Source organism: Vibrio kasasachensis (assembly GCF_050337565.1).
In the GTDB taxonomy this organism is placed as follows: domain Bacteria; phylum Pseudomonadota; class Gammaproteobacteria; order Enterobacterales; family Vibrionaceae; genus Vibrio; species Vibrio kasasachensis.
Genome location: NZ_JAKJTB010000010.1, coordinates 361,827 through 385,140, shown reverse-complemented (window position 1 = coordinate 385,140; position 23,314 = coordinate 361,827). Strand labels below are relative to the sequence as shown.

Annotated in this window: 23 protein-coding genes; 22 read left to right on the top strand and 1 reads right to left on the bottom strand. The window is 43.2% G+C overall.

All coding sequences use genetic code 11. The annotated features are described in order from the left end of the window. Positions 1 to 36: 36 nt before the first annotated feature. Complete coding sequence (locus tag L4C38_RS06565) at positions 37 to 684, bottom strand: LuxR C-terminal-related transcriptional regulator (protein WP_428796735.1); 648 nt, start codon at positions 682 to 684, stop codon at positions 37 to 39. Positions 685 to 982: 298 nt separating this feature from the next. On the opposite strand from L4C38_RS06565, the gene L4C38_RS06560 reads away from it, so the two are divergent. The 22 genes from L4C38_RS06560 to L4C38_RS06455 all read left to right on the top strand — a co-directional run bounded on the left by L4C38_RS06560 (position 983) and on the right by L4C38_RS06455 (position 23,306). Continuing rightward, on the top strand, positions 983 to 1,534 hold the full coding sequence (locus L4C38_RS06560; RefSeq protein WP_428796734.1) for a single-stranded DNA-binding protein: 552 nt from the start codon (positions 983 to 985) through the stop codon (positions 1,532 to 1,534). A gap of 166 nt (positions 1,535 to 1,700) precedes the next feature. Beyond that, entirely contained in the window at positions 1,701 to 3,704 is a 2,004-nt protein-coding gene (gene csrD / locus L4C38_RS06555; protein ID WP_428796733.1) for an RNase E specificity factor CsrD, read from the top strand. 6 nt (positions 3,705 to 3,710) lie between these two features. Next, positions 3,711 to 5,153 (top strand): MSHA biogenesis protein MshI, encoded by a 1,443-nt coding sequence (locus tag L4C38_RS06550; RefSeq protein WP_428796732.1) that lies wholly within the window; start codon positions 3,711 to 3,713, stop codon positions 5,151 to 5,153. Further along, entirely contained in the window at positions 5,153 to 5,803 is a 651-nt protein-coding gene (locus tag L4C38_RS06545) for an MSHA biogenesis protein MshJ (RefSeq protein ID WP_428796731.1), read from the top strand. The genes L4C38_RS06550 and L4C38_RS06545 overlap by 1 nt, the downstream gene beginning before the upstream one ends. Beyond that, positions 5,796 to 6,119, top strand: a complete 324-nt coding sequence (locus L4C38_RS06540) for an MSHA biogenesis protein MshK (RefSeq protein WP_428796730.1) — start codon at positions 5,796 to 5,798, stop codon at positions 6,117 to 6,119. Before L4C38_RS06545 ends, L4C38_RS06540 begins: the two co-directional genes overlap by 8 nt. Positions 6,120 to 6,134: 15 nt before the next feature. Beyond that, positions 6,135 to 7,766, top strand: a complete 1,632-nt coding sequence (gene mshL, locus L4C38_RS06535; protein ID WP_428796729.1) for a pilus (MSHA type) biogenesis protein MshL — start codon at positions 6,135 to 6,137, stop codon at positions 7,764 to 7,766. Between the two features lie 5 nt (positions 7,767 to 7,771). After that, positions 7,772 to 8,629 (top strand): ExeA family protein, encoded by an 858-nt coding sequence (locus tag L4C38_RS06530; RefSeq protein ID WP_428796728.1) that lies wholly within the window; start codon positions 7,772 to 7,774, stop codon positions 8,627 to 8,629. Further along, positions 8,616 to 9,764: a tetratricopeptide repeat protein gene (locus L4C38_RS06525; RefSeq protein ID WP_428796727.1), complete on the top strand. Its 1,149-nt coding sequence runs from the start codon at positions 8,616 to 8,618 to the stop codon at positions 9,762 to 9,764. The genes L4C38_RS06530 and L4C38_RS06525 overlap by 14 nt, the downstream gene beginning before the upstream one ends. Then, positions 9,754 to 11,478, top strand: a complete 1,725-nt coding sequence (mshE, locus tag L4C38_RS06520; RefSeq protein WP_428796726.1) for an MSHA fimbrial ATPase MshE — start codon at positions 9,754 to 9,756, stop codon at positions 11,476 to 11,478. The genes L4C38_RS06525 and mshE overlap by 11 nt, the downstream gene beginning before the upstream one ends. An 8-nt stretch (positions 11,479 to 11,486) precedes the next feature. Further along, positions 11,487 to 12,707: a type II secretion system F family protein gene (locus L4C38_RS06515; protein WP_428796725.1), complete on the top strand. Its 1,221-nt coding sequence runs from the start codon at positions 11,487 to 11,489 to the stop codon at positions 12,705 to 12,707. Between the two features lies 1 nt (position 12,708). Next, positions 12,709 to 13,173 carry an MSHA biogenesis protein MshF gene (locus tag L4C38_RS06510; protein WP_428796724.1) on the top strand — a complete coding sequence of 155 codons (465 nt, stop codon included), beginning with the start codon at positions 12,709 to 12,711 and terminating at the stop codon, positions 13,171 to 13,173. Between the two features lie 75 nt (positions 13,174 to 13,248). Further along, a complete protein-coding gene (locus tag L4C38_RS06505) occupies positions 13,249 to 13,824 on the top strand; it encodes a prepilin-type N-terminal cleavage/methylation domain-containing protein (protein WP_428796723.1) in 576 nt (191 codons plus the stop codon). Between the two features lie 36 nt (positions 13,825 to 13,860). After that, complete coding sequence (locus tag L4C38_RS06500; protein ID WP_428796722.1) at positions 13,861 to 14,316, top strand: type II secretion system protein; 456 nt, start codon at positions 13,861 to 13,863, stop codon at positions 14,314 to 14,316. 120 nt (positions 14,317 to 14,436) lie between these two features. Then, complete coding sequence (locus tag L4C38_RS06495) at positions 14,437 to 14,916, top strand: prepilin-type N-terminal cleavage/methylation domain-containing protein (RefSeq protein WP_428796789.1); 480 nt, start codon at positions 14,437 to 14,439, stop codon at positions 14,914 to 14,916. Then, the gene (locus tag L4C38_RS06490; RefSeq protein ID WP_428796721.1) at positions 14,916 to 15,455 is read left to right on the top strand and encodes a prepilin-type N-terminal cleavage/methylation domain-containing protein; all 540 of its coding nucleotides are present in this window, start codon (positions 14,916 to 14,918) and stop codon (positions 15,453 to 15,455) included. Before L4C38_RS06495 ends, L4C38_RS06490 begins: the two co-directional genes overlap by 1 nt. Next, positions 15,455 to 16,207 carry a PilW family protein gene (locus tag L4C38_RS06485; protein ID WP_428796720.1) on the top strand — a complete coding sequence of 251 codons (753 nt, stop codon included), beginning with the start codon at positions 15,455 to 15,457 and terminating at the stop codon, positions 16,205 to 16,207. Before L4C38_RS06490 ends, L4C38_RS06485 begins: the two co-directional genes overlap by 1 nt. Further along, on the top strand, positions 16,197 to 16,640 hold the full coding sequence (locus L4C38_RS06480; protein WP_428796719.1) for an MSHA biogenesis protein MshP: 444 nt from the start codon (positions 16,197 to 16,199) through the stop codon (positions 16,638 to 16,640). Before L4C38_RS06485 ends, L4C38_RS06480 begins: the two co-directional genes overlap by 11 nt. Then, positions 16,637 to 20,122, top strand: coding sequence for a DUF6701 domain-containing protein (locus L4C38_RS06475; protein ID WP_428796718.1), 3,486 nt, complete (start codon positions 16,637 to 16,639; stop codon positions 20,120 to 20,122). The genes L4C38_RS06480 and L4C38_RS06475 overlap by 4 nt, the downstream gene beginning before the upstream one ends. 152 nt (positions 20,123 to 20,274) lie before the next feature. Beyond that, positions 20,275 to 21,318 carry a rod shape-determining protein gene (locus L4C38_RS06470; RefSeq protein WP_428796717.1) on the top strand — a complete coding sequence of 348 codons (1,044 nt, stop codon included), beginning with the start codon at positions 20,275 to 20,277 and terminating at the stop codon, positions 21,316 to 21,318. A 59-nt stretch (positions 21,319 to 21,377) separates the two neighbouring features. Next, on the top strand, positions 21,378 to 22,265 hold the full coding sequence (gene mreC, locus L4C38_RS06465; protein ID WP_428796716.1) for a rod shape-determining protein MreC: 888 nt from the start codon (positions 21,378 to 21,380) through the stop codon (positions 22,263 to 22,265). Then, complete coding sequence (gene mreD, locus L4C38_RS06460; RefSeq protein WP_428796715.1) at positions 22,255 to 22,743, top strand: rod shape-determining protein MreD; 489 nt, start codon at positions 22,255 to 22,257, stop codon at positions 22,741 to 22,743. Before mreC ends, mreD begins: the two co-directional genes overlap by 11 nt. Positions 22,744 to 22,745: 2 nt before the next feature. Beyond that, positions 22,746 to 23,306 (top strand): Maf family protein, encoded by a 561-nt coding sequence (locus L4C38_RS06455; RefSeq protein WP_428796714.1) that lies wholly within the window; start codon positions 22,746 to 22,748, stop codon positions 23,304 to 23,306. Positions 23,307 to 23,314: the final 8 nt, after the last annotated feature.

Sequence of the window (23,314 nt, the reverse complement as noted above, 5' to 3'; positions counted from 1 at the left end):
AGTGCAAAAGTTGATTTCTTGCTTAGTGAATTAAAATTAAGACACTAAATGCTGTTTGGCCCATGAGATGGCTTGTACTCTGTTTTTCACCGAAAGCTTTTTGAATACCTGATAAAGGTGTGACTTAACGGTAAATTCGCTAATAAAGAGATCTTCCGCAATTTGGTTATTGGAAGCTCCTGTTTTTAAGCTATGTAAAATCTGAATCTCTCTCGTGGTGAGGTCGACTGTCGCAGGAGAGGTTTGACTGTCTATCACATGGCGATAGTAATGAAGCAGTTGTGCCGAAACTTTGCGTGGTAACCAATTTTGACTGTTAATCACTTCACCACAACCAAAAGCGACCTCCGCAATATCATTATTTCTATAAAACAGTGCTTTTAGATTGCCGAAGCTCAACAGCTCATCGGTAGTCAAACGTTTTTCCACATTGAAAATTACCGTTTCAAAAATTTTGTTGGATAAGGGCAGGTCACGTATAGCGCTGTTGAGTTGTTGGTAATTATTGTGGTCAATGAGCAATATCTTGTGCTTATGTTGTTGCATTGCCATCATAAAGTCTTGTGGTTCCATGCGTGGAATAGGCAAGCAGAGAGTTTCTTCAATAAGGTCTACAATAGGATAGTGGGCTTCTTTATCTTCACAAAGAAAATATAAGGTTCTCGCGTAGATGTTCTTGGCCATAAGTTATTCTCATTGTTCGTTATTTGCACTTTATAAATTATTCTATGGCTATCCTGTCTTATTTGACCTCAAAGAGCGATTCATCGTCAGTGTGAATCCACGCATGTTTCATATTTGATAGTGAATTTTATTTATCTCATTGAAACTGCGGGCAGAGAAAGATGTGGAAGTATTAGAATCTGAGACCGGCAGCAACAAACTTATTGGAGAGATCGGCAGGAACAGTTGTTTGATTTGCAGGTGGGGTGTTATCCTTATGCGCTATCAAAATTGAACATGAATTTGGACGGAGCGAAACATGGCTAGCCGTGGAGTAAATAAAGTTATTTTAGTGGGTAACTTAGGGCAAGACCCAGAAGTACGTTACATGCCTAGCGGTGGTGCTGTTGCAAATATTACCATTGCAACTTCAGAATCATGGCGTGATAAAGCAACTGGCGAACAACGCGAGAAAACAGAATGGCACCGAGTGTCTCTGTTCGGTAAACTCGCTGAAGTGGCTGGCGAGTATTTACGTAAGGGCTCTCAGGTATATATTGAAGGGCAACTACAGACACGTAAATGGCAAAACCAGCAAGGCCAAGACCAATACACAACTGAAATTGTGGTACAAGGTTTCAATGGTGTGATGCAGATGTTAGGTGGTCGCCAAGGTGGCGGTCAAGGCGCGCCAATGGGTGGTCAGCAGCAACCTAAACAGCAACAGCAGCAAGGTTGGGGACAGCCGCAACAACCTGCAATGCAACAACAGCAACAGCAGCAAGCTCCTCAGCAAGTACAACACGCACCGCAACAACAGCCTCAATATAATGAGCCACCAATGGATTTTGACGACGACATCCCGTTTTAATCCATCGAAAGTGAAAAAAAGCCGCGATTATCGCGGCTTTTTTATATAGTGGCTTAGGCGAGCATCTCTATGGAGAGAGGTTGGGTCTTGTTAGATAAATAGTCTTAGCAAATCATTTTATTACCCATACGACATTGCCATATTCAAAGAGAAGGAACTCAAATTTATGAGGTACACACCTACCTTAAAATTGAGCACACGCTTAGTCAGCTTTGTTACCGTGATAGTGATTAGCGCGATGTTTATCCTATTTTTGGGCGGTACATTGTCGTTCCGAAGTTTAGGTCAGGAATACCTTGATCAATCGCTGAAAGGTATTGTTGAAGTCGTTGATAAAGAGATGGAAGATCCTGACGCTGCATATTCAATGCAGCGCTGGATGCCGAAAATGTTGCAGGCTTCTAGTATCATCGAAATGGAACTTTCTTCTCAAGTTGGAGTGATATATCGCTACCGTGATACATCGTCAAAAATAGATCCCTCGTTAATGCATAAAGCCGAATATCCTTTAGAGCGAAATAACGGATTCAAGATTCGCTTTACGGCTATCCCCCCGTATGTAGGCTACGGCTACTCGTTACAAGCACTATGGTCAATAACATTGGCCGTTGTTTTGATCGTATTCTGTCTAGTACATGGTCTTAAATGGCTGAAGATTCAGCTATTAGGTTCTGAATTATTGGAAGAACGTGGGCGAATGATTTTGGCGGGTCGAGTTGAGGAGTATGCGAAAGGGGATCTTAATGAGTGGCCTTATACCGCAAGCGAAGCACTGGATCGCCTAATTGAAGAGCTTCAAGATGCCCGCCAAGAGCGTAGCCGCTTTGATACCTTTATTCGCTCCCAGACTTTTCTAGATCAATTGACTGGAACGGCGAATCGAATTTTGTTCGATAGTAAACTTGAATCGGCCCTATCTGAGAGCGGTTCTCATGGTGGCGTACTATTAATTCGAATTGATGATTGGGAGCAGGTAACAGAAGAAGTTGATAAGCAAATATCCAATCAGTTCATCATTGATATGGGGGAAGCAATTAATAAAGTAGTTTTGCGTTACCCAGATGTGATTCTATCTCGATATTATGAGGCTGATTTTGCAATATTTGCTCCGCACTTGGGTAACAAAGAAGTATCGAGTATTGCGATAAATTGTTTAAAGCACTTTGATAAACTTTCGCCGTTAGATCCATTAGATAAGGAAAATTGGTGCCATATTGGTGTCAGTATGTTCCATGAGGGAGAACGGCAAGGCAAGATCATGGATGAGGCTGAAACGGCGTTAAAAAGTGCTCGTTTGCAGCAAGTAAATACCTGGAGCCGATTTAATAAATTATCAATTCAAGAAGAAGAGCGTGGTAGCGTTCGCTGGCGAACTTTGTTTGATCAAGTATTAACACCTGATGGTGTGTATATATTTTCTCAGCCTTGTTACACACTTGAAGAGCGACAGCCTAATTTGGTGCACTATGAATTATTTGTACGGATCAATGATCCACAGAAAGGTTTGATTAAAGCATCACGTTTTAATACTGCAATTGAGTCAGTTGGATACGAAAGTGTTTTAGATCGTTCTGTTTTTTTGGCTGTCGTCAGGTTTTTGAAAGCGTCAAAAAATAGTTTATGTTACTCTATTAACCTTCATGTGATTCCATTTTCCGGAAGAAAGTACTTTCGTTGGTTTAGGGATGAGCTACTTCAACTTTCAGCTGAATCTCGGCAACGCTTGTTGTTTGAATTTTCCGAAGCTCGTTTAGTTAAGCATCTTGATTATATGAGACCAGTGATCAAAATGTTAAATGGCTTAGGTTGCAAGGTTGTGGTAGGGCAAGCTGGGCGTTCAATCGTCAGTACGCACTATTTAAAAGAGTTGTCGATTGACTATTTAAAACTGCACAGAAGTTTAATTAAGCAAATCGACCAAAGACACGAAAATCAGTTGTTTGTCCGTAGCTTATTAGGAGCATGCGAAGGTCTCAAAACGCAAGTTATTGCGGTAGGTGTTGACCAAGAACAAGAGTACAAAACGTTATTAGATCTTGGTGTTCAAGGTGTGCAAGGTCGTTATTTCGAACCAGAGCAACAAATCATACCTGAGCAGCAAGCCGAACAATTGGGTAAGTCCAAATCGAATATTCAAATTGGGCGACGTAACCGTTGGCGAAGAAGTTAGTAGTAAATGAACATTCAATCTCTATTAGGAAAGTTTGGCTCTGTTAAACACTCAGCGAGCGGTTTGCGTGTTGTTGTTCAGCCAAGCGCACTCCACTTCTCTGATTGGAATGGAGCCAATTTACCAAAGCAAGTCTCAATTGAATCTGGAGACTGGCAAAAAACGTTGGTATTAGCTTTACAACAAGCCAATCTTACCGATATCACGGTTGACGTGGTACTTAACTCCAACCTGTATCAAAACTATCAAATTGAAAAACCGAATGTTCCCCAAGAGGAACTCAGTCTTACTCTGCCTTTTTTGCTAAAAGATCTGATCAGCGAAAAAGTGACCGATATTGTTGCTGATGCAACGCCTTTACCGACCAGTAATAAGCTTCAAGTTTATGTAGTGCCTAAATCTTTAGTTGTTGGATTGGCAAATAAGCTGACCGTAGCCAAGGTTACTCTTGGACGGGTGTTGGTAGAAGATGATATCTGGGCTCGCTCTTCATTAGATAGCGAGCGCTTTGTTCTACTTCAACGTAGTCAGGGCAGTAGTTATAAAGTCAGTGCATTTGTAGAGAACCGCTGTGTTTTTCAACGAACTATTCGTGGAGTTGCCGCGCCTTTAATTGGTGTTGCAAGTAGTGGTTTGCAATTAGATGGTATCGCCTTGGAGTTGCAACGCTCGATTGACTACCTATCATCGCAATTACGTGGCTCCACATTGCATCATATGAAAGTATGTTGCGATGAAGAAGATAATGACGAATTGGCGAAGGAACTTGATGAACGCTTGAGCGTCAAGGTTTCTCCGCTCTCTACATCAAGAGTTGATTCAGGATCTCTGTTGGCTCGGTTTGCCGCGGATGAGGTTCACTCGGGGATTAATTTATATCCGCATCACCTTAAGCCTAAAGTTGAGCGATTTACCCTAAATAATGTCACATTGGCAAGCCTAGTTTTGATTACGGCTTTCACTTCTTTGTATGGTTATTTCGCATGGCAAAATGCGCAATTAGAACAACAAATTAAGATAGTAAAGTCTCAAGAAAGAGAGTTTAACCAACAGCTAGCGAGTCTCAATCAACGCTTGGCGAAACATCGTCCGTCACCGGAAAAGGTACACGCTGTAGAACGTTTGAAAGAAGAAATTCAATCTAAGCAAGATTCTTTAGCAGCTGTGTCTAGATATGATGATGGACAACAAGCTGGTTATTCAGGTGTTATGCAATCTCTAGCTCAGTTGGGGCGTAATGATATTTCTCTTAGCTCGATTCAAATGGATGCTGATAACCTAGACATTAAAGGTATGGCACGTGATCCTAAATCAATCCCTAATTGGGTTAACCAATTCAAGAATGAGATAAACCTTGTTGGCCGTTCATTTGAAAAACTAAAAATTACTCGCAATGAGCAAAATGTCCTTACTTTTGAGCTGCGTACTAAAGAAGAGGAAGCTGAGTAATGAAAGCACAGTGGCAAAAAATGGAGGAGAGGTTCTCTAATTTAAGTTCGCGTGAAAAGTGGCTTATTACCATCTGTAGTTTAGTGGGCATTATTTTGGGTATGTCTACTCTGTTGTTAGAACCCGTTATGGAAGAAAATAAGTCTTTTAATCAGCAGCTTGAAACGATTACGCAGAATAATCTTCGTTTAGAAGGTGAAATTTTAGCTATTACCGCAAAACTTAAAAAAGATCCTGATCAATCCATCAATATCGAGTACAAAAGACTATTAAAGGAAAGCCAAGTGCTTTCTGAAAAGTTAGCGAAAGTGATTGAAAACTTGATTTCACCAAGTCAAATGGCGAAGTTACTAGAGGATGTACTAGCTGGTAGCCAAGGTCTTCATTTGGTGTCGATGGAATCTCTAAAGGCAGAGCCAATTATTAGTGGCAACGATTCGAAAAATTATGCGGGATATTATCTACATCCAGTTCGATTGGAGCTGACTGGTAACTACTTTGCGATTCTTACTTATCTAGAGACGTTAGAATCGTTACCAATGAACTACTATTGGCGCAGCTTTTACTATCAGGTAGATGCTTATCCAAAAGCCAGTTTGATTTTGGAAGTTTATACGCTTGGTACAAGACAGGAGTTTATTGGTGGCTAAAAAGAGCATTTTATTTTTACTCGCTATGTCTTCGTTTGCATTTGCTTCACAAGATCCAACCACGCCATTGAGTTGGCAACAGGCACCGAAAACGGAACAGGCAAAGAAAAAGGTGCATTACCGAATGCCTAGTTTGCAGAGTATTGTCTGCGGCGGTGACAAAGAGTGTTATGCGATCCTAGATGGTCAGACGATGGCTAAAGGTGAAAAAATTGATGGGTTTAAAGTTAAGCAAATAATGGCTGACTACGTCACAGTGACCCGTGGCAGTAAACAGTGGAAACTGGAACTGTTCCCCCTAGAAGTAAAACAATAAGGTTATTGGAATAGTATGCGTAAACTTGTTTTAGCAATCTCTCTTGCTTCGTTAGCTGGTTGCTCTATGGGACATCGAGATCCTGTAGAGGCGAAAAGTGCGCTCAATGAAGCCATCAATGAATCAAATAGTCGCGCGCTTCAAGAACTTCCCGCATCAGTAGAGGCGGATTTGATGCCTGATCTAGATGGTATAGCAGTAGAGCAAGGCGAAACGGTGAAGCGTTTTCGAATTAAAGCCAGTGCTGTGGATGCGCGTGCATTCTTTATAAGTTTGGTTAAAGGCACTGAATTTAGTGCGGCTATTCACCCTGATGTGAGTGGTAAAATTACGGTAAACCTTTCAGACGTTACGCTAGATGAAGTGTTGTCTGTTGTTAGTGATATGTATGGCTATGATGTGCAAGTCGTCGGTAAAGTCATTCAAGTTTATCCTGCTGGTTTGCGTACAGTGACCATCCCTGTTGATTACTTGCAACTAAAGCGTACTGGACGTTCATTAACGTCAATTACTACAGGTACTATTACCAACACCGATACTAATTCATCGAGTGATTCTGACTCCTCGTCATCAACCTCTTCTTCTTCATCTTCAAGCGGTGGCACTGAGATTGAAACCACTAGTGAAAGTGACTTTTGGCCGCAGCTAGAGAGCGCAGTCGCTCAACTGATCGGTAGCGGTAAGGGGCAATCTGTCGTAGTCACACCGCAAGCCAGTGTGATTACTGTTCGAGCTTACCCTGATGAGATCCGTCAAGTTCGTGAATTTTTGGGGGTGTCACAACAACGTATGCATCGCCAAGTTATTCTCGAAGCAAAAATTTTAGAAGTGACGTTAAGTGATGGTTACCAACAAGGGATTAATTGGAGCAAGGCATTCAGTTCAAATGGAACCAATTACACTATTGGTCAAGGCTCTACCGATCTTGGTTCTAATGGCAGCGTGCCAACATTACCAGGGTTAGATACGATCGGTAATTTGTTGGGCGGTCAAACAAACTTGGTTATTTCGAGTGGTAGTTTTGACGCAGTCATCAGCTTTATGGCGACCCAAGGTGACTTGAATGTACTTTCTAGCCCTCGAGTGACAGCATCAAATAACCAGAAAGCGGTCATTAAGGTTGGTACCGATGAGTACTACGTAACAGATCTTTCGAGTGTGGTGGGATCGGGCGATAATTCAGAACCATCACCAGAAATTGAACTGACGCCATTTTTCTCAGGTATTTCGCTTGATGTGACGCCGCAAATTGACGACCAAGGAAATGTTTTGCTGCACGTACATCCCGCTGTAATCGAAGTGGATGAACAAGTGAAAGAGATCGGCTTTGGTGGCAATAGTATTACTCTTCCACTAGCTCGCAGCTCAATTCGTGAGTCTGACTCTGTCATTCGCGCACAAGATGGCGATGTGGTTGTAATTGGTGGTTTGATGAAGTCGAATACGATTGATCAGGTATCTAAAGTCCCATTTTTAGGAGATGTACCTGGGCTTGGGCACTTATTTAGAAATACTTCCAAGTTACAGCAAAAAACTGAGTTGGTTATTCTACTCAAACCAACAGTTGTCGGTGTCAATACATGGCAGAAAGAGTTAGAACGTTCACGTGATTTACTTCAAGAGTGGTTCCCTGAACAGCAGCAGTAATTGATATGTATTTAGAGCACTTTGGTTTTGCACAACTGCCGTTTCACCTCACGCCCAATACCGAATTGTTTTTGGGCTTAGAACCACACTATGAAGCGATTCAAATGGTGAATTCCGCCCTATCAATGGGAGAAGGTGTCATCAAAGTAACGGGTGAAGTTGGTACTGGAAAAACCATGGTTTGCCGGATGTTGGTCAATCATTTTGAACCACATATTCAATTGGTTTATTTACCAAACCCAGCGCTAACGGCTGATGAATTGAGGCAAGCGGTGGCAACGGAACTGGCTGTTGATGTTGCTGGCTCAATTAAGATTGTCGATGACATACAAAGTTGTTTGATTGAATTGACCAAGCTAGGAAAGCAAGTTGTTGTATTGGTTGATGAAGCTCAAGCTCTAAGTGATGAGGCATTGGAAGTCTTGCGCTTGTTTGGCAATTTGGAAACGGAACAGCAAAAATTGATGCAGATTGTTCTATTTGGGCAGCCTGAATTAGATGTGCGATTAGAACAATATCATCTACGTCAATTCCGCCAGCGCATAACGTTCAGTGCTAAATTGAGGTCACTTTCGCTGGATGAAACCGTTGCTTATATTGGTAATCGTATCGTTAAAGCCGGTTCTAAACATGAAATGTTCACGCTAGCGCAAAAAACAGCGGTGTGGAGATCTAGCCAAGGTATTCCAAGGCTGATTAATCAAATTTGTCATAAAAGTTTAGTATTCGCGAGCAGTCAAAGATTGCCCTGTGTTGGGAATGCTCATTTATATGCGGCAATTCACGATACGTTTGATGCTCGCAAGCCGAAATTTAAACGCCCGATGTTATGGGGTTGGAGTCAAAAAAATGAGTGCGATTAATAACGCGCTGTCTGAGCTATCGAAGTCACAAACTGTTGCTAAAACGGGTCTCGAAAAAGCGCAGATACAAGTGGTAAAGCGCACTAAGGTAGTTCCATGGATCTTGGGTGGTTTCAGCCTGAGTTTGGCTGTAGGTGGCTGGGCGGTTTCTCAGCAGCCGATGCCTGTGATTTCGCCATCGAATGAAATGATACTAAGTGACCCCGTGTTGATTAACGTTCCCGCGCCTTCACCTACGGCAAAACTGGTCCAAGCAAGCAATGCGATTTACGATGCACCAGTACGCCTCGTTACCCCAGTCGTTGAACCATTGTTAGTGAATACCGAGGTTGTTAATACGCCGGCTTCGAGTGTAAAGGTAGTACAAACACAGACGATTTCACCCCCCTTGCAACAAGTAGAAGAGCAAGATCTTCCGGTTGACCGCGTACTACTTGCGAAAGTGGAAACTGTGGCAAGCGTAAAAACAGTTGAAACCTCCCTACCGAAATCACCGCTAGAAGCTACGGTTGGAGAAGTTATTGTTGAGCAAGTCGAGCTCACTCCCACCCAGTTAGCAGAGAAAGCGCAATCTCGCGCAAAAAAAGCTTTGGATGCTAATGATCTATCCAGCGCGATTAATCATTATAGTGATGCACTTCGTTACACACCTCGTGACAGCAAAATTCGCCAAACACTCGTCGCTTTGTTTTATGGAAAAGGTGAGGTGCGTAAAGCGGTCGACCTATTGCAAAAAGGGATCTCTTTTGATCAAGATGATATGAGCTTGCGTATCTCGTTAGCTAAGCTTTTGATCAAAGAGAAGCAAAGCGCCGCTGCACTAGCGCCTTTAGTCTATTTACCAGTTAATCCAACCAGCGAATACTTATCGCTAAGAGCGGCGCTGGCTCAAAAAAGCGGACAAGATGAAATTGCACTCGATAGTTACCAACAATTGGTTCAAGTAGCCCCTGAGAATGGGCGCTGGTGGTTAGGTCTAGGCATTCAATTGGAGCGTGCGTTTGAGTTGCCTCAAGCAAACGAAGCCTACCAACAAGCGCTAAACAAAGTTGGGTTATCGAGTCAATCCCAGCAATTTATTCGTGATCGTTTGGCTTTGTTAAGCCGAATTGAGGAGCAACCTAATGCAAATTAGATTGAGAAAACGCCTTGGTGATTTGCTGGTTGAAGAAGGCATCATTACTGAACAGCAAGTGGAACAAGCACTGGCGGCGCAGAAAGCGACTGGGCGAAAGCTAGGTGCGACTCTAATTGATCTCGGCTTTTTAAGTGAAAAGCAGATGCTGACGTTTTTATCTCAGCAACTAGATGTACCTTTGATCGATTTGAGCCGCTTAAATATTGATGTTGAAGCCGTTCAATTATTACCAGAAGTACATGCACGGCGTTTGCGTGCGCTGGTGATAGGTCGCAACCACGATTCACTTCGTATTGCTATGAGTGATCCTGCTGACTTGTTCGCACAAGAGTCGTTGCTTTCTCAATTGCCACAATATGCGATTGAGTTTGTCATTGCCCCTGAGAAGCAGTTGGTTGATGGCTTTGATCGTTATTATCGACGCACTAAAGAGATCGCCTCATTTGCTGAGCAATTGCAGGCTGAACACCAAGTTACAGAAGCGTTCGATTTTAATATTGAAGATTCCGATAGCGATGAAGTTACCGTTGTAAAGCTGATCAACTCAATGTTTGAGGATGCTATTCAGGTTGGAGCTTCAGATATTCATATTGAACCGGATGATAATGTACTGCGCTTGCGTCAACGTATAGATGGTGTATTACATGAAACCTTGCTGAATGAAGTCAATATCGCCTCTGCACTTGTTTTACGTTTAAAGTTAATGGCGAATCTCGATATTTCTGAGAAACGTTTGCCACAAGATGGTCGTTTTAATATTAAAGCGAAAGGACAGTCGGTCGATATTCGTATGTCGACTATGCCGGTTCAATATGGCGAATCGGTGGTCATGCGTCTGCTCAATCAATCATCAGGGCTAAGAGGTCTTGAAGAGTCAGGTTTGCCGCCGGAACTCTTAACTCGTTTACGCAGTCAACTTCGTCGCCCACACGGTATGATCCTTGTGACTGGTCCTACAGGCTCGGGTAAAACCACCACTTTGTATGGTGCATTGAGTGAACTTAATGAGCCCGGTAAAAAGATCATAACCGCGGAAGATCCAGTCGAATACCGCCTTCCAAGAGTGAACCAAGTCCAAGTTAACCCTAAAATAAATCTCGATTTTTCAAAGATTTTAAGAACTTTCTTACGCCAAGATCCCGATATTATTTTGGTTGGTGAGATGCGTGATCAAGAGACGGTTGAGATCGGGCTACGTGCAGCACTCACCGGACACTTAGTGTTGAGTACACTACATACCAATGATGCGGTAGACAGTGCTTTACGCATGATGGATATGGGCGCGCCGGGCTACCTAGTTGCCAGTGCGGTTCGAGCTGTAGTAGCACAGAGATTAGTGCGAAAAGTTTGCCCAGATTGTAAAACAGAACATCATTTGGAAGATAGCCACCGACAATGGTTGCTGCAGCGGTTCCCAAATCAAGTCGAAGCGAATTTTGTTAGAGGAAGAGGTTGTCAAAACTGTAACCTAACCGGCTACCGTGGTCGTATCGGTGTGTTTGAAATGCTCGAGTTAGAGCATGACATGATGGATGCGCTACGCGCCAATGATGCTGTAGGCTTTGCTCGAGTTGCGAGAAACTCAAGCCGCTATAAACCGTTACTTGCATCGGCAATGGAGTTGGCGTTGCAGGGCACAGTTAGCTTTGATGAAGTGATGAACCTAGGTGAAGGTGATACTTCAGGTAGCGTTCAAGCGATCTACTTGTAGGGAGCCGAATGTCAGTATTCCACTATCAAGGTCGAAATTTAGACGGTAGCAAAGTCTCGGGGCAGGTTGAAGCTGCAACGATGGAGCTTGCCACGGAAGTCTTGATCGCCAAAGGCGTCATCCCTACTGAGCTACGAGCTGGTAAAAAGGGCGGTGGTTTAAATTTTGATCTGTCGAGCTTATTTACGCCGGCAATTCCTTTGGAAGTACTGGTGATCTTTTGTCGGCAGATGTATAGCTTGACTAAAGCGGGTGTGCCATTACTTAGGTCTATGCGCGGTCTAACGCAAAACTGCGCTAATAAACAATTGAAGGAAGCTCTGGAAGAGGTCACTAATGAGCTGACTAATGGACGTAGCTTATCCGCTGCTATGCAGTTGCACCCAAAGGTATTTAGCCCGCTTTTTGTCTCTATGCTGAGTGTTGGTGAAAATACTGGTCGATTGGATGATGCTTTGCTGCAACTTGCTAACTACTACGAACAAGAGGTCGAAACTCGTAAGCGAATCAAGACCGCAATGCGATATCCAACTTTTGTGATCACTTTTATTCTGTTGGCAATGTTTGTTTTGAACGTAAAAGTGATCCCGCAGTTTACTACTATGTTTGCTCGTTTTGGTGTCGACTTACCTTTACCAACTCGAATTTTGATCGCTACATCCGACTTTTTTGTTAATTTCTGGGGGCTTATGCTCGCTGCTATTTTTGGTTGTTTGTTTGCTTTTAGAGCTTGGGTACAAACCGAAAATGGACGTGAGAAGTGGGACAAATTCCGCTTGAGAATGCCGATTATCGGTAGTGTTGTTAATCGAGCTCAGCTCGCGCGCTTTTCTCGTACCTTCTCGTTGATGTTAAAAGCGGGTGTGCCACTCAATCAATCACTAGCACTTTCGGCTGAGGCTTTGGATAACCGCTTTTTAGAAAACCGCTTGTTGGAAATGAAAGCCTCTATTGAAGCCGGTAGCTCAATTTCTAATACCGCTATTGCAACGGGCATATTTACGCCTTTGGTTATACAGATGATCGCGGTGGGGGAAGAAACGGGGCGAATTGATGAGTTGTTGGTTGAAGTTGCCGATTTTTACGATCGAGAAGTCGATTACGATTTAAAAACCTTAACGGCTCGTATTGAACCCTTTCTGTTGGTCGTTGTTGCCGGAATGGTTTTGATATTGGCACTGGGTATTTTCTTGCCCATGTGGGGCATGCTCGACGCGATCAAAGGGTAATATGTCGAAACAAATAGAACGCTCGAGATTTGCAGTTTGGTTAGTGTTACTGATCACGCTGTTGTTTGCTTTTGTGGTGTCTTGGCAGAAAGTTGAACAAGAAGCAAACGAGACTGCGCTTGCAGTTGCGAGCAAGAGAATTGTTGAACGAGCCAATTATTATAAACAGCAGTGGATTCTTTCAGGGCAACCGCAAAGATTAACTCTCGCTCAAAAGTTGATTCGTTACTCTCATTCAGGCTGGGCAAAACCAATCAATTTAGCCAATAAAGTCGATTGTAACTATTGGTTAGAGCTATTTTATGAGGAAGAGCGTGTTTTAGACTCTTTACCAATCAAAATAAACGATAATTCAATGCAGTCGAACTTTCAATGTGAGTATATATATACCCAAGAGAGCGCCATAATGATCAGTCTTATTGATAATAAATTTAGTGTAGGCGTCAGCTTTCCGGCAGGACGCTAATTTTGACGCTGCCTTGTAGTAATATTGTTCAGAGGGCGTATAATAACTAACACAAAAGGGTGAGTTGATAAGATTATGAATAGAAAACAAACTGGTTTCTCATTAGTTGAGCTTGTGGTCGTAATCGTAGTCGTCGGCTTATTGGCGGTCGCAGCTTTACCCCGCTTTCTAGATGTGACAGATGAAGCAAAAAAAGCCAGCATTGAAGGCGTCGCTGGAGGCTTTGCCACGGGAGTGCTTTCTGCTCGAGCACAATGGGAAGCAGAGGCTCGTCCATCTAAATCGGAAGGTGCAGAAAAGCAAAACTACGTTAATTATGATGGCGTAGATTTTTGGTTAACGCGTTCTGAAGGCTCAGATGGCAGTAGCACAGGTTATCGCGACGGCTACCCAATGGATTTGATGGATGGAAATGCCAAATATCCGACACAACTAACAGATTCAGCCTGCATTAACTTGATGGAAAACTTGCTTCAGAATCCTCCAAAAGTTGATACTGTAACCAGCGCGGAAGATGACCGCGATGTGAAATATTCCGCTCAAGCGAAGACGGACACAGATTCTTGTATTTATATTCAGCAAGAAGGTGGTACCGAGCATCAGTTTGAGTACGAAGTCAAAACAGGTCGTGTGACCGTAACCTTGCAGTAACACTGCGAAAATAATTTAAAACAGAGAGATCTTACTATGAAAAGACAAGGCGGTTTCACCCTGATTGAACTAGTGGTGGTAATTGTTATTCTAGGTATTCTTGCAGTGACTGCAGCGCCACGTTTCCTAAACCTACAAGATGATGCGCGTGAAGCTTCGCTTCAAGGCCTTAAAGGCGCAATTGATGGCGCTGCTGGTCTTGTATATGGTAAAGCTGCTATCGATGGTAAAGAATCGAAAAACGCAAATACTGATGTTGATGGTATTCAAACTATCTTTGGCTATCCTACAGCATCTTCGGCCGGTATCGGTGAAGCTGTAGTTGGTTTAAGTTCTGATTGGTCAGTTGTGTCAGCAACGATTCCTGCAGGTCAAATTTGGTATACGTTTAAAGAGCAAGGTGCAACTAATAATACTAAGTGCTACGTCAAGTATACTCAAGCTACATCTAGCGCGATTGCAACGGCAGCAGTTGTTAAGTGTAATTCATAATGAAAAAGGCCAGCAAAGCTGGCCTTTTTTACCCCCCGTCTCAAAACTCCTAATAACTCAACGATTGCGTAACATTTTTCGGTATAATACAAAAGTTCATTTGTGGCTGACGAGGAGTGGTTGATTATTCGCAAGCGACTGGGCTTCACCTTGGTCGAATTGATCGTTGTGATCATTATACTGACCATACTCTCTCTCTATGCTGCTAGCCGTTATATCGGCGTGGGTAGTTTTTCCGCGCTCGCCATTCAAGACTCTGTTATCTCTGTTGCACGCCAAGTGCAGCTTAATCGTATGCAATCTAATATCGTCGAATTTGATGTTGTTGGTAATAACGATGGTTTTGTTTTATCCATTTCTGCCAATTGTATTGGTTCAGTTGAAGGCTGTGCAAACCCTGATGGTCGTAGTGATTGGGTTGCCGATGATAAGGTGAGTTTTTCTACCTCGCCAAATTTAAGCATTGTGATGTTTGATTTGCTTGGTAGCCCACAAGGCGCTGCCGCGAATGGTGTTGAAATCACAATCCACGGCTCAAATAGCCAAGCGCTAGTTCACCTTTGTGCAAACGGTTTGATCTCCAAATCGGGGTGCTTGTGATGAAAAAATTACAAGGTTTCACTCTAATCGAAAGCATTGTGGTCATGGTAGTTATGGCATTTGCCATGGTGACGATAACTCGCTTTTTGATGCCACAAGTTGCCAGTTCTGCTGACCCACATTACCAATCACGAGCGGCTGCGCTTGGGCAGAGCGTGATGACAAGTATTCTCGCACGTGGCTTTGATGAAAAAAGCGATTCAGTCGGTGGGGCGATGCGTTGTTCGTCTGTTGATTCAGGGGCAACAGCCTGTATGCCTGCAAGTGGGTTGGGACCTGATGGCAGTGAAACGCCACAACAATTTAATGATGTTGATGATTTTATAGGTTGTTGGACCCCTAATGGAGCTTCTAGCTGCAATGACTTATATGACTTGATCTCAGCCGGTGAAAATAGTGGCTACCACAATTTTCGGCTTGATATCGCGGTCGCTTATTCCACCAGCACCTCTGCGCAAATGGTTAAGAAGATAACGCTAACAGTACACGCTAGTGATCAGACGCCAATTGAGTACGTAGCTTATAGGGGGAACTACTAGTGAACACCCGTGGTTTCACCTTAGTTGAAATGATCGTCACTATGCTAGTGAGCTCTATTTTAGTGTTAGGTATTGCTGGGTTTGTTGAGTTAGGCACGAAAGGTTACGCGCAAAGTGTTGATAGGCAAAGATTACAAACTCAAGCCAAGTTCGCTTTAGAGAAAATGACCCGAGAAGCCCGCCATGCTGTACCCAATATATTTATTATTAATGGCGACTGTTTGATATTTTTCCCCATTATTGACTCTGGGTTTTATGCAGTATCTGGCAGCGATATTAATTTTATTGTCGGAAATGCTTCTGCCAGTGTCAGCACTCTGAATGACAAACAACTGGTCATTAACCCAACACAGATTCTCTCACCAAGCGAAACGTTAGATGCGTTAGATAACAGCTTTGGTTTATCAAGCGTGGTTAAAATATCGGATCCATCCATTTCAGGCGCGACCTTCGCAATCCCCGGTAAAGCGGATGAGTTAATTGGTGGGTCGGTGGTCAATCGACACTATATTACCGCCAACAATCGAAGGGTTTCCTATTGTATTAATGGCAACCGGATCACGCGTGCTGTGGGGCTAAGTGGCACGGCTTTTCCTTTGACAGATTCAGCTGAAGTATCCGTCTCGGGCGCTATTTCTTATACCCCAGCCAGTGTGCAGCACAATGGTGTAGTAAATATTTATTTGGATTTTACACAAAACGGTGAAGCTACGCGTTTTCAACAAGATGTGCAGGTGCTCAATGTTCCGTAGTAAAAATCAGAAAGGCAGCCTATACGCGGTGGTAATATTTGTACTGGTCGTGATGGGTTTTTTAGCGACGACTTTGACTCGTATTCAGTGGTCAAATACCGACGCGCACGTAAAAGAAGTGCTCGGTACACAGGCGTGGTTACTGGCGCAGTCAGTGAATGAATCAGTGCTAACAGTGTTTTACCCACTTGATTCAGAAGATTCGAATATTGCAGCCCAATGCCAATCGTCAATGCCTTTTCCGAACTTTGTTGATGGGACGAGAGCTTTTAAGGATACCAAAATGAACTGCCAGCTTAGAGATTCGTCTTGCCAGCCAGTTGGCATGTTGGATGGAATTAATTACTACAAGTTGCTTGCGCGGGTGCGTTGTGGCTCGGAAAAGAGTGAAGTCGAACGAACCGAAGAAATCTGGGTAAGGGAGTCATTATGATGAAACAAATGATGTGGATGTTAGTTCTGTCTCTTATCAGTTTCTCTAGTTGGGCCGATGATGATGAAATTCAAACCTGTAACATCAAACTGAATAAAGATTTCTCTGTTCTTATCGATTATGGACACGTACGAACATTCTCCAGTTACGATGATGACGAGGTGGATACCGATATTAATCGCGCTGACGATGATGATGCGGATGATGATGATTTCGAAGAAGAAGTTCTTTATATCACGACGAGAAGCAGTACCTTCCCTATCAAGCTTTGGTCTAATGATGACGACGAGAAAGATGCTATCTTTTATGCTCCAAATATCGATGACGGAGATTCTGCTGAAATCCGAATCGATTTTTCTTACAACAGTAAGAAAGGTCAAGAATATAGGGGTGTGTTTACTTACTATATTAAGACCAATGGCTCATGGTTAGAGCAGGCAACATCTTCTCAAGTTATCAATATTGGAACCAAACATGCACAAGCTCTAATTGAAGACGACGATGACAAAGATGAACTACATAATCTTCGTTGTGATGATGAAATCGAGCCTGTTGATCCACCCGCTTTTGTTGTTAACATTTGTCCTTATGTACCGAATACGGTGCAGACTAACTTTTTACTTGCCAATGATAAGCCTCATGGAGCTTTACAGGTTGGCGCAAGTAATTATGTTCATCTTGGTGATCACGAAACACAATTTTTCTTATCTGCAAGTACAGGAAAGAAAGATTGTGTATTCTCTGATGGCACAGTTGCAGATTGTCAGATTTCAGATCGAAAACCAGATATCGATGGCTTTCCCGCTGCGCTCGGATCATTTCCAAATACAGGAAATAAATCAGATATAGATTGTAAGTTAGACAATACCGTCGACTGCTACCTTACGCCTGGCGTTTATAAAGATGTCAAAGTGGCGGAAGGAGCAACGCTGGTTTTACAAGGCGGTCAATACTTTTTTAAAGAGTTAAAGTTTGAAGCGGAAGGCGCGAGTCTAGAAGTTAATGGACCAACAGAAGTCAATTACAAAGAAATACTTTTCGAGAAATCAGATATTGAAATTAATACTAACTCGGGTTCTAAAAGTGAAAATTTGCTATTTATTGGGCATGGAGAAGATGCACATTTTTACTTAGAGTCTGATGTAAGCAACGTTGTTATTAATGCTTATGTGTTTATTGATAAAGAAGCGGAAATTAAAGACAACGGCTTTGGTTTTACGGGGTGGAATAATACTTTAAATGGTGGTGTGACATCGCACTCGATCGCAATCAGTGGTGGGAACAACAGAATTAAAGCAACCAACAATCTCAATTGTTTTGCTCCTCCAAGTTCAGACATCAGCACTATCAATATCGTGCCAAGCAACATCTACCTTCAGTGTGCCGATAGTAAACGTATCTATGTTGAAGTGTTTGATAAAGATGGCCAGCCTGTCAGTGACATAGGTGACAGCATGGTGTCGTTGTATAGCTCTACTTCTAATGCTTTGACTTTTTCTTTAGTTCGATTTGATGCAGACAAGAGTCGTTTTGAATTCAGTATTGATTCTAAAGCAGGCAATAACTATGGCGAGATAGAAGTTGTAGCACATGTTGTCGGTGACAACTCTATTTCAGATAACAGCCATGTCGTTTTCGCTCCCGCTGTTTTTGATATTAATGATGGTCAGGAGAAAGAGCTCATAGCCGGTAAGGCTGATCAGGTTGGTATCAAAGTACTCGCTTGCGATAGCAATGGAAATACCGTTACAGGCAATTACAACAAAACCTTTACCCAGAATGATCTACAGAATACTAGCTTCGTACCAGGTCAGTGGGGGGATAATGCGGATGAACTAAGCTTTGATGCTGATATTAAGCAAGGTCTCGCCGATGCAACTATTCAATTCGATGAGGCAGGGCAATATGTAGGTCGCCTTTTTGATACCATCAAGTGCGAAGATTTTTATACCGATGGGGTTGAGGTCGTTGATTGCCCTAAAGGTGAAAGCAAAGAAATCATCGGTGAACTGAAGTTCAAAGCTCGTCCATGGACATTTGCTATTTGTGAAAACACGAATGAAACTCTATTGGTGAACGGCAATATTACGGATGCATCATCACCAGCTTTTATTGCTTCAGGAAGAGCATTCTCGGCCAAAGTTTTACCAATCAGGTGGTTAGGTAATTTCTCATATCCAGTGACAACCCAACCAAGCTATTGTAATACCGAAAATGTAACGAACAACTTCTTTCTAGGGGGGGGAGGAGCGATTGATATTGTTCTCACGAATGACGTAATGCCCCCAGCAACGGAATCGGGTGAACTGAAAGGAACTGTCGATATCGAATATACGGAAAAATCCACATATGGCAGTTATTATGATTTTGACGCAATTAAATGGAGTGAAGTCGGTCAACTTGAGCTAACAGTCGCTGCTTCTAAAGAATATATGGGGATGACGATTGATTCTGGTCGTACAGAGGTTGGGCGTTTTTATCCAAATCACTTTGCTATCAATAAATCTGAATGGCAAGCCCCGACAAATCAGGGTGATATTACCTACTTAAGCCAACCATTTGATAATGCTGAAGTGAAGGTCGCTGCCTTTGCGTATGGCGGCTCAGATCCAGTCAAAAATTATCACCATTTTACCTCGGGTCTTCAGGCTAACTTTAGTCTCAAACAAGATAGCGATGTGAGTAATGAGCTTAAGCTAGATATAGCGGCTGGAGTATGGCGAGCCGATTCTGACAGCTCAAGCGGATATTCCTATTGGGAGCTTGAGGATTTAGATGCGGTGGTCCTGCGCAAAGAAACAGCTAATACAGGTTCAGTAATTACCACCAAAGAAAATGGTCCATTTAATACTGGTCCTTCAACTACTGATTATGGCTTAAAGGTGTCAGGAGAAGATCCAACTTCATTTGATAACGATGGCTTAGTTGATAGTCAAAAGTTTACCAATCAACCGAAACTTCGCTATGGGCGCATGGTGTTGAGTAACCTTGGCGGTACATCGGGGGTGAATATCAAAGTGCCATTGAAAGTAGAATACTGGAACGGTTCCCGTTTTATTATTAACGCTGAAGATGATCGTTCACAGTTTGCAACGGCCAGTAGCTACCAATGTAAAGAGACACTATGGACAAAGGGCGGGGCATCAGACTCAGCTTTATCAGGTTCGAATGCAATGCCATGGGAGTCTGTGAATACAGGTACTTCAGGTAAGCTAGTAGCGCATGCAGATACAAGTGATGATTCACTACGAGAGCAAGTCAGATTTTGGTTACGACTGGATGATACCAGCGATAGCGGACACACTTCGCCACAATTATCTGATGCAGATGAGTGCGGAAGCAATGGGTTGGCACAGCCGTGGTTGCAATATAACTGGCGCGGCAAAGGCGATGAGGATCCCTCAACCGTCGTCACTTTTGGCATCTACCGTGGTAACGACAAGATCATTTTCCGCAGTGAATCAGGACTCACTGGACAATAATCATTGTTAAAAAGTTGTGCTACGTAAGGAAACTGTCAGAAATTGCGTGTTTCACTCCATCTTTCTTAGACAATGCCTTGCTGTGATGGCAAGGCATTGGTACATTTAGAGCAATTTTTTATCTTCTAATTCTTGCAGGACGAACGAAGAATATGTTCAAAAAACTTCGTGGCATCTTTTCGAATGACCTATCAATCGATTTAGGTACAGCCAACACCCTTATTTATGTCAAAGGTCAAGGCATTGTCCTTGATGAACCTTCAGTAGTCGCCATTAGACAAGACCGCAATCGCGCAGGGAAAAGCGTTGCGGCTGTCGGTCACGCAGCAAAACAAATGCTGGGTCGTACGCCGGGTAATATCTCAGCAATTCGCCCGATGAAAGATGGCGTAATTGCCGATTTCTACGTGACAGAAAAAATGCTGCAGCACTTTATCAAGCAAGTGCATGACAACAGCGTACTAAAACCAAGCCCACGTGTACTTGTGTGTGTGCCATGTGGTTCTACTCAAGTTGAGCGTCGTGCAATTCGTGAGTCAGCACTAGGTGCTGGTGCTCGTGAAGTTTACCTAATTGATGAGCCAATGGCGGCAGCGATTGGTGCTGGTCTGCGCGTGTCTGAGCCAACAGGTTCGATGGTGGTTGATATCGGTGGTGGTACCACTGAAGTTGCTGTTATCTCGCTAAACGGCGTGGTGTATTCATCATCAGTTCGTATTGGTGGTGACCGCTTTGATGAAGCTATCATTAATTACGTGCGCCGCAACTACGGTAGCTTGATTGGTGAAGCGACCGCAGAGAAGATTAAACACGAAATCGGTTCAGCTTATCCTGGTGATGAAGTTCAAGAGATTGAAGTTCGCGGCCGTAACCTTGCTGAAGGTGTGCCACGTAGCTTTAGTTTGAATTCAAATGAGATCCTTGAAGCACTTCAAGAGCCATTAACCGGTATCGTTTCGGCTGTTATGGTTGCACTAGAACAGTGTCCGCCAGAGCTTGCTTCAGACATTTCTGAAAACGGTATGGTATTAACCGGTGGTGGCGCATTACTAAAAGACGTTGATCGCCTACTTACCGAAGAAACTGGTATTCCAGTGGTGATCGCTGAAGATCCTCTAACGTGTGTTGCGCGTGGTGGTGGTAAAGCTCTAGAAATGATCGACATGCATGGTGGCGATCTATTTAGCGAAGAATAATCGCTGATGCCTAGTCAGTGGGCTAGGCAAACAAGAAAGAACAAAGGAACTCATAATTAATGAAGCCTATTTTTGGCCGAGGACCTTCACTTCAATTACGCCTATTTTTCGCCGTGATTTTATCAGCCAGCCTCATGCTGGCTGATAGTCGTTTAGGTGCTTTTGCTCAAGTGCGCTATTTGTTGAATAGCATTGTCGCTCCGATCCAATATTTGGCTGATGTACCTCGAGAGATGTTCGATGGGGTGTATGAGCGATTCAATACCAGTCAAGGTGCGATAGAAAGCAACCGTACACTCAAGCGAGAAGTGCTGCGTCTAAAAAATGATTTACTTCTTCTTGCCCAGTATCGAGAAGAAAATCAACGCCTGCGAAAACTGCTAGGCTCTTCGTTCGTCCGTGATGAGCGTAAAGTGGTGGCGGAAGTTATGGCGGTTGATACTTCACCTTACCGTCACCAAGTGGTGATAGATAAAGGTCAGATAGATGGCGTTTATGTTGGTCAACCTGTCGCTAACGAGAAAGGCATTGTCGGTCAGGTGACGTTTGTATCGGCGCACAATAGCCGAGTATTACTTTTAACTGACTCCAACAGTGCTATCCCTGTACAGGTGATCCGTAACGACATCCGCGTGATTGCTTCAGGTAACAGTAAAGTGGATAAAATCCATCTCGATCATATTCCAATCAGCACCGATATTCAGGATGGTGACTTATTAGTGACCTCGGGTTTAGGTGGAGTCTACCCTGAAGGGTATCCGGTGGCTTATATCGATAAAGTTGAGCGTGATAGCCATAGAGAGTTTGCCTTGATTGAAGCTGATCCAGTGGTTGATTTTGAACGTCTTCGTTACTTGCTATTGATTTGGCCAAGTGATTCACGCCAAGAAAAAGTTCAACAAGCAGAACCGAGTAATATGGCAGAGGTAATTAGTGATGGCGAGTAGCGTAATGCAAGGCAAAATGGTCATTTTGGCTTCATTTATCATTGCCTTAACTCTTCAAACTATTCCATGGCCTGGAGTCTTGGATGTACTGCGCCCGTCATGGTTGTTACTTGTTACTTGTTATTGGGTACTTGCACTTCCACATCGCGTAAATGTCGGTACTGCCTTAATATTAGGGTTGTTGTGGGACCTTTTACTAGGTTCTACGCTTGGTATCCGTGGCATGATGATGTCGATATTGATCTATATTGTAGCCTTGAACTTTTTAGTTTTACGCAATATGGCGCTTTGGCAGCAAGCCATGGTGATTGGTTTGCTATCAATTGCGCTGGAAGTAATGATTTTCTTTGGTGAATATTTAATCCAAGATATAACCTTCAACCCGATGTCACTTTGGACTGGGCTAATTAACTGTATTCTATGGCCTTGGATGTTCTTATTAATGCGTCGTGTTAGACGTCGTTGGCACGTGAGGTAAACATGCAGCCTTCTATACTATTGGCATCAGGGTCACCTCGCCGTAAAGAACTACTCGAGCAGCTAGGGTATCCGTTTTCCGTGATTTGCACAGACGTAGAAGAGCTGCGTAAAAGTGATGAAAATGCACTTGAATATGTATCACGTTTGTCTGCAGATAAAGCGTTGGCGGGTGTAGAACTAGAACCAAATTCGATTGTTATTGGCTCTGATACCATAGTGGTGCTTGAGCAAACAGTGCTAGAGAAACCGAACAACTATGAGCATGCTAGACAGATGCTTATGCAGCTATCCGGACGAGCGCATCAAGTGATGACAGCAGTCACGATAGCAAGTAAACAAAAACAAGAGACGGTAGTTGTAACTACCGACGTATGGTTTAAGCCATTGTCAGAGCAAGAAATCAAACAATATTGGCAATCAGGCGAACCATGCGATAAAGCTGGCAGTTATGCAATCCAAGGTATTGGAGGGCGCTTTGTCACCCGCATCGAGGGCAGTTATCATGCCGTCGTTGGTTTGCCGCTATTTGAAACTGACCAGCTCTTGCACAAATTTTTATAATTCAAATT

Bases quoted from the DNA above. Each gene is read 5' to 3' on its own strand.
- L4C38_RS06530 (WP_428796728.1), top strand. From the start codon at position 7,772: ATGTATTTAGAGCACTTTGGTTTTGCACAACTGCCGTTTCACCTCACG.
- mreD (WP_428796715.1), top strand. From the start codon at position 22,255: ATGGCGAGTAGCGTAATGCAAGGCAAAATGGTCATTTTGGCTTCATTT.
- L4C38_RS06525 (WP_428796727.1), top strand. From the start codon at position 8,616: ATGAGTGCGATTAATAACGCGCTGTCTGAGCTATCGAAGTCACAAACT.
- L4C38_RS06560 (WP_428796734.1), top strand. From the start codon at position 983: ATGGCTAGCCGTGGAGTAAATAAAGTTATTTTAGTGGGTAACTTAGGG.
- L4C38_RS06475 (WP_428796718.1), top strand. From the start codon at position 16,637: ATGATGAAACAAATGATGTGGATGTTAGTTCTGTCTCTTATCAGTTTC.
- L4C38_RS06455 (WP_428796714.1), top strand. From the start codon at position 22,746: ATGCAGCCTTCTATACTATTGGCATCAGGGTCACCTCGCCGTAAAGAA.
- mshL (WP_428796729.1), top strand. From the start codon at position 6,135: ATGCGTAAACTTGTTTTAGCAATCTCTCTTGCTTCGTTAGCTGGTTGC.
- L4C38_RS06515 (WP_428796725.1), top strand. From the start codon at position 11,487: ATGTCAGTATTCCACTATCAAGGTCGAAATTTAGACGGTAGCAAAGTC.
- mreC (WP_428796716.1), top strand. From the start codon at position 21,378: ATGAAGCCTATTTTTGGCCGAGGACCTTCACTTCAATTACGCCTATTT.
- csrD (WP_428796733.1), top strand. From the start codon at position 1,701: ATGAGGTACACACCTACCTTAAAATTGAGCACACGCTTAGTCAGCTTT.
- L4C38_RS06490 (WP_428796721.1), top strand. From the start codon at position 14,916: ATGAAAAAATTACAAGGTTTCACTCTAATCGAAAGCATTGTGGTCATG.
- L4C38_RS06545 (WP_428796731.1), top strand. From the start codon at position 5,153: ATGAAAGCACAGTGGCAAAAAATGGAGGAGAGGTTCTCTAATTTAAGT.
- L4C38_RS06565 (WP_428796735.1), bottom strand. From the start codon at position 684: ATGGCCAAGAACATCTACGCGAGAACCTTATATTTTCTTTGTGAAGAT.
- L4C38_RS06470 (WP_428796717.1), top strand. From the start codon at position 20,275: ATGTTCAAAAAACTTCGTGGCATCTTTTCGAATGACCTATCAATCGAT.
- L4C38_RS06480 (WP_428796719.1), top strand. From the start codon at position 16,197: ATGTTCCGTAGTAAAAATCAGAAAGGCAGCCTATACGCGGTGGTAATA.
- L4C38_RS06510 (WP_428796724.1), top strand. From the start codon at position 12,709: ATGTCGAAACAAATAGAACGCTCGAGATTTGCAGTTTGGTTAGTGTTA.
- L4C38_RS06550 (WP_428796732.1), top strand. From the start codon at position 3,711: ATGAACATTCAATCTCTATTAGGAAAGTTTGGCTCTGTTAAACACTCA.
- L4C38_RS06505 (WP_428796723.1), top strand. From the start codon at position 13,249: ATGAATAGAAAACAAACTGGTTTCTCATTAGTTGAGCTTGTGGTCGTA.
- mshE (WP_428796726.1), top strand. From the start codon at position 9,754: ATGCAAATTAGATTGAGAAAACGCCTTGGTGATTTGCTGGTTGAAGAA.
- L4C38_RS06500 (WP_428796722.1), top strand. From the start codon at position 13,861: ATGAAAAGACAAGGCGGTTTCACCCTGATTGAACTAGTGGTGGTAATT.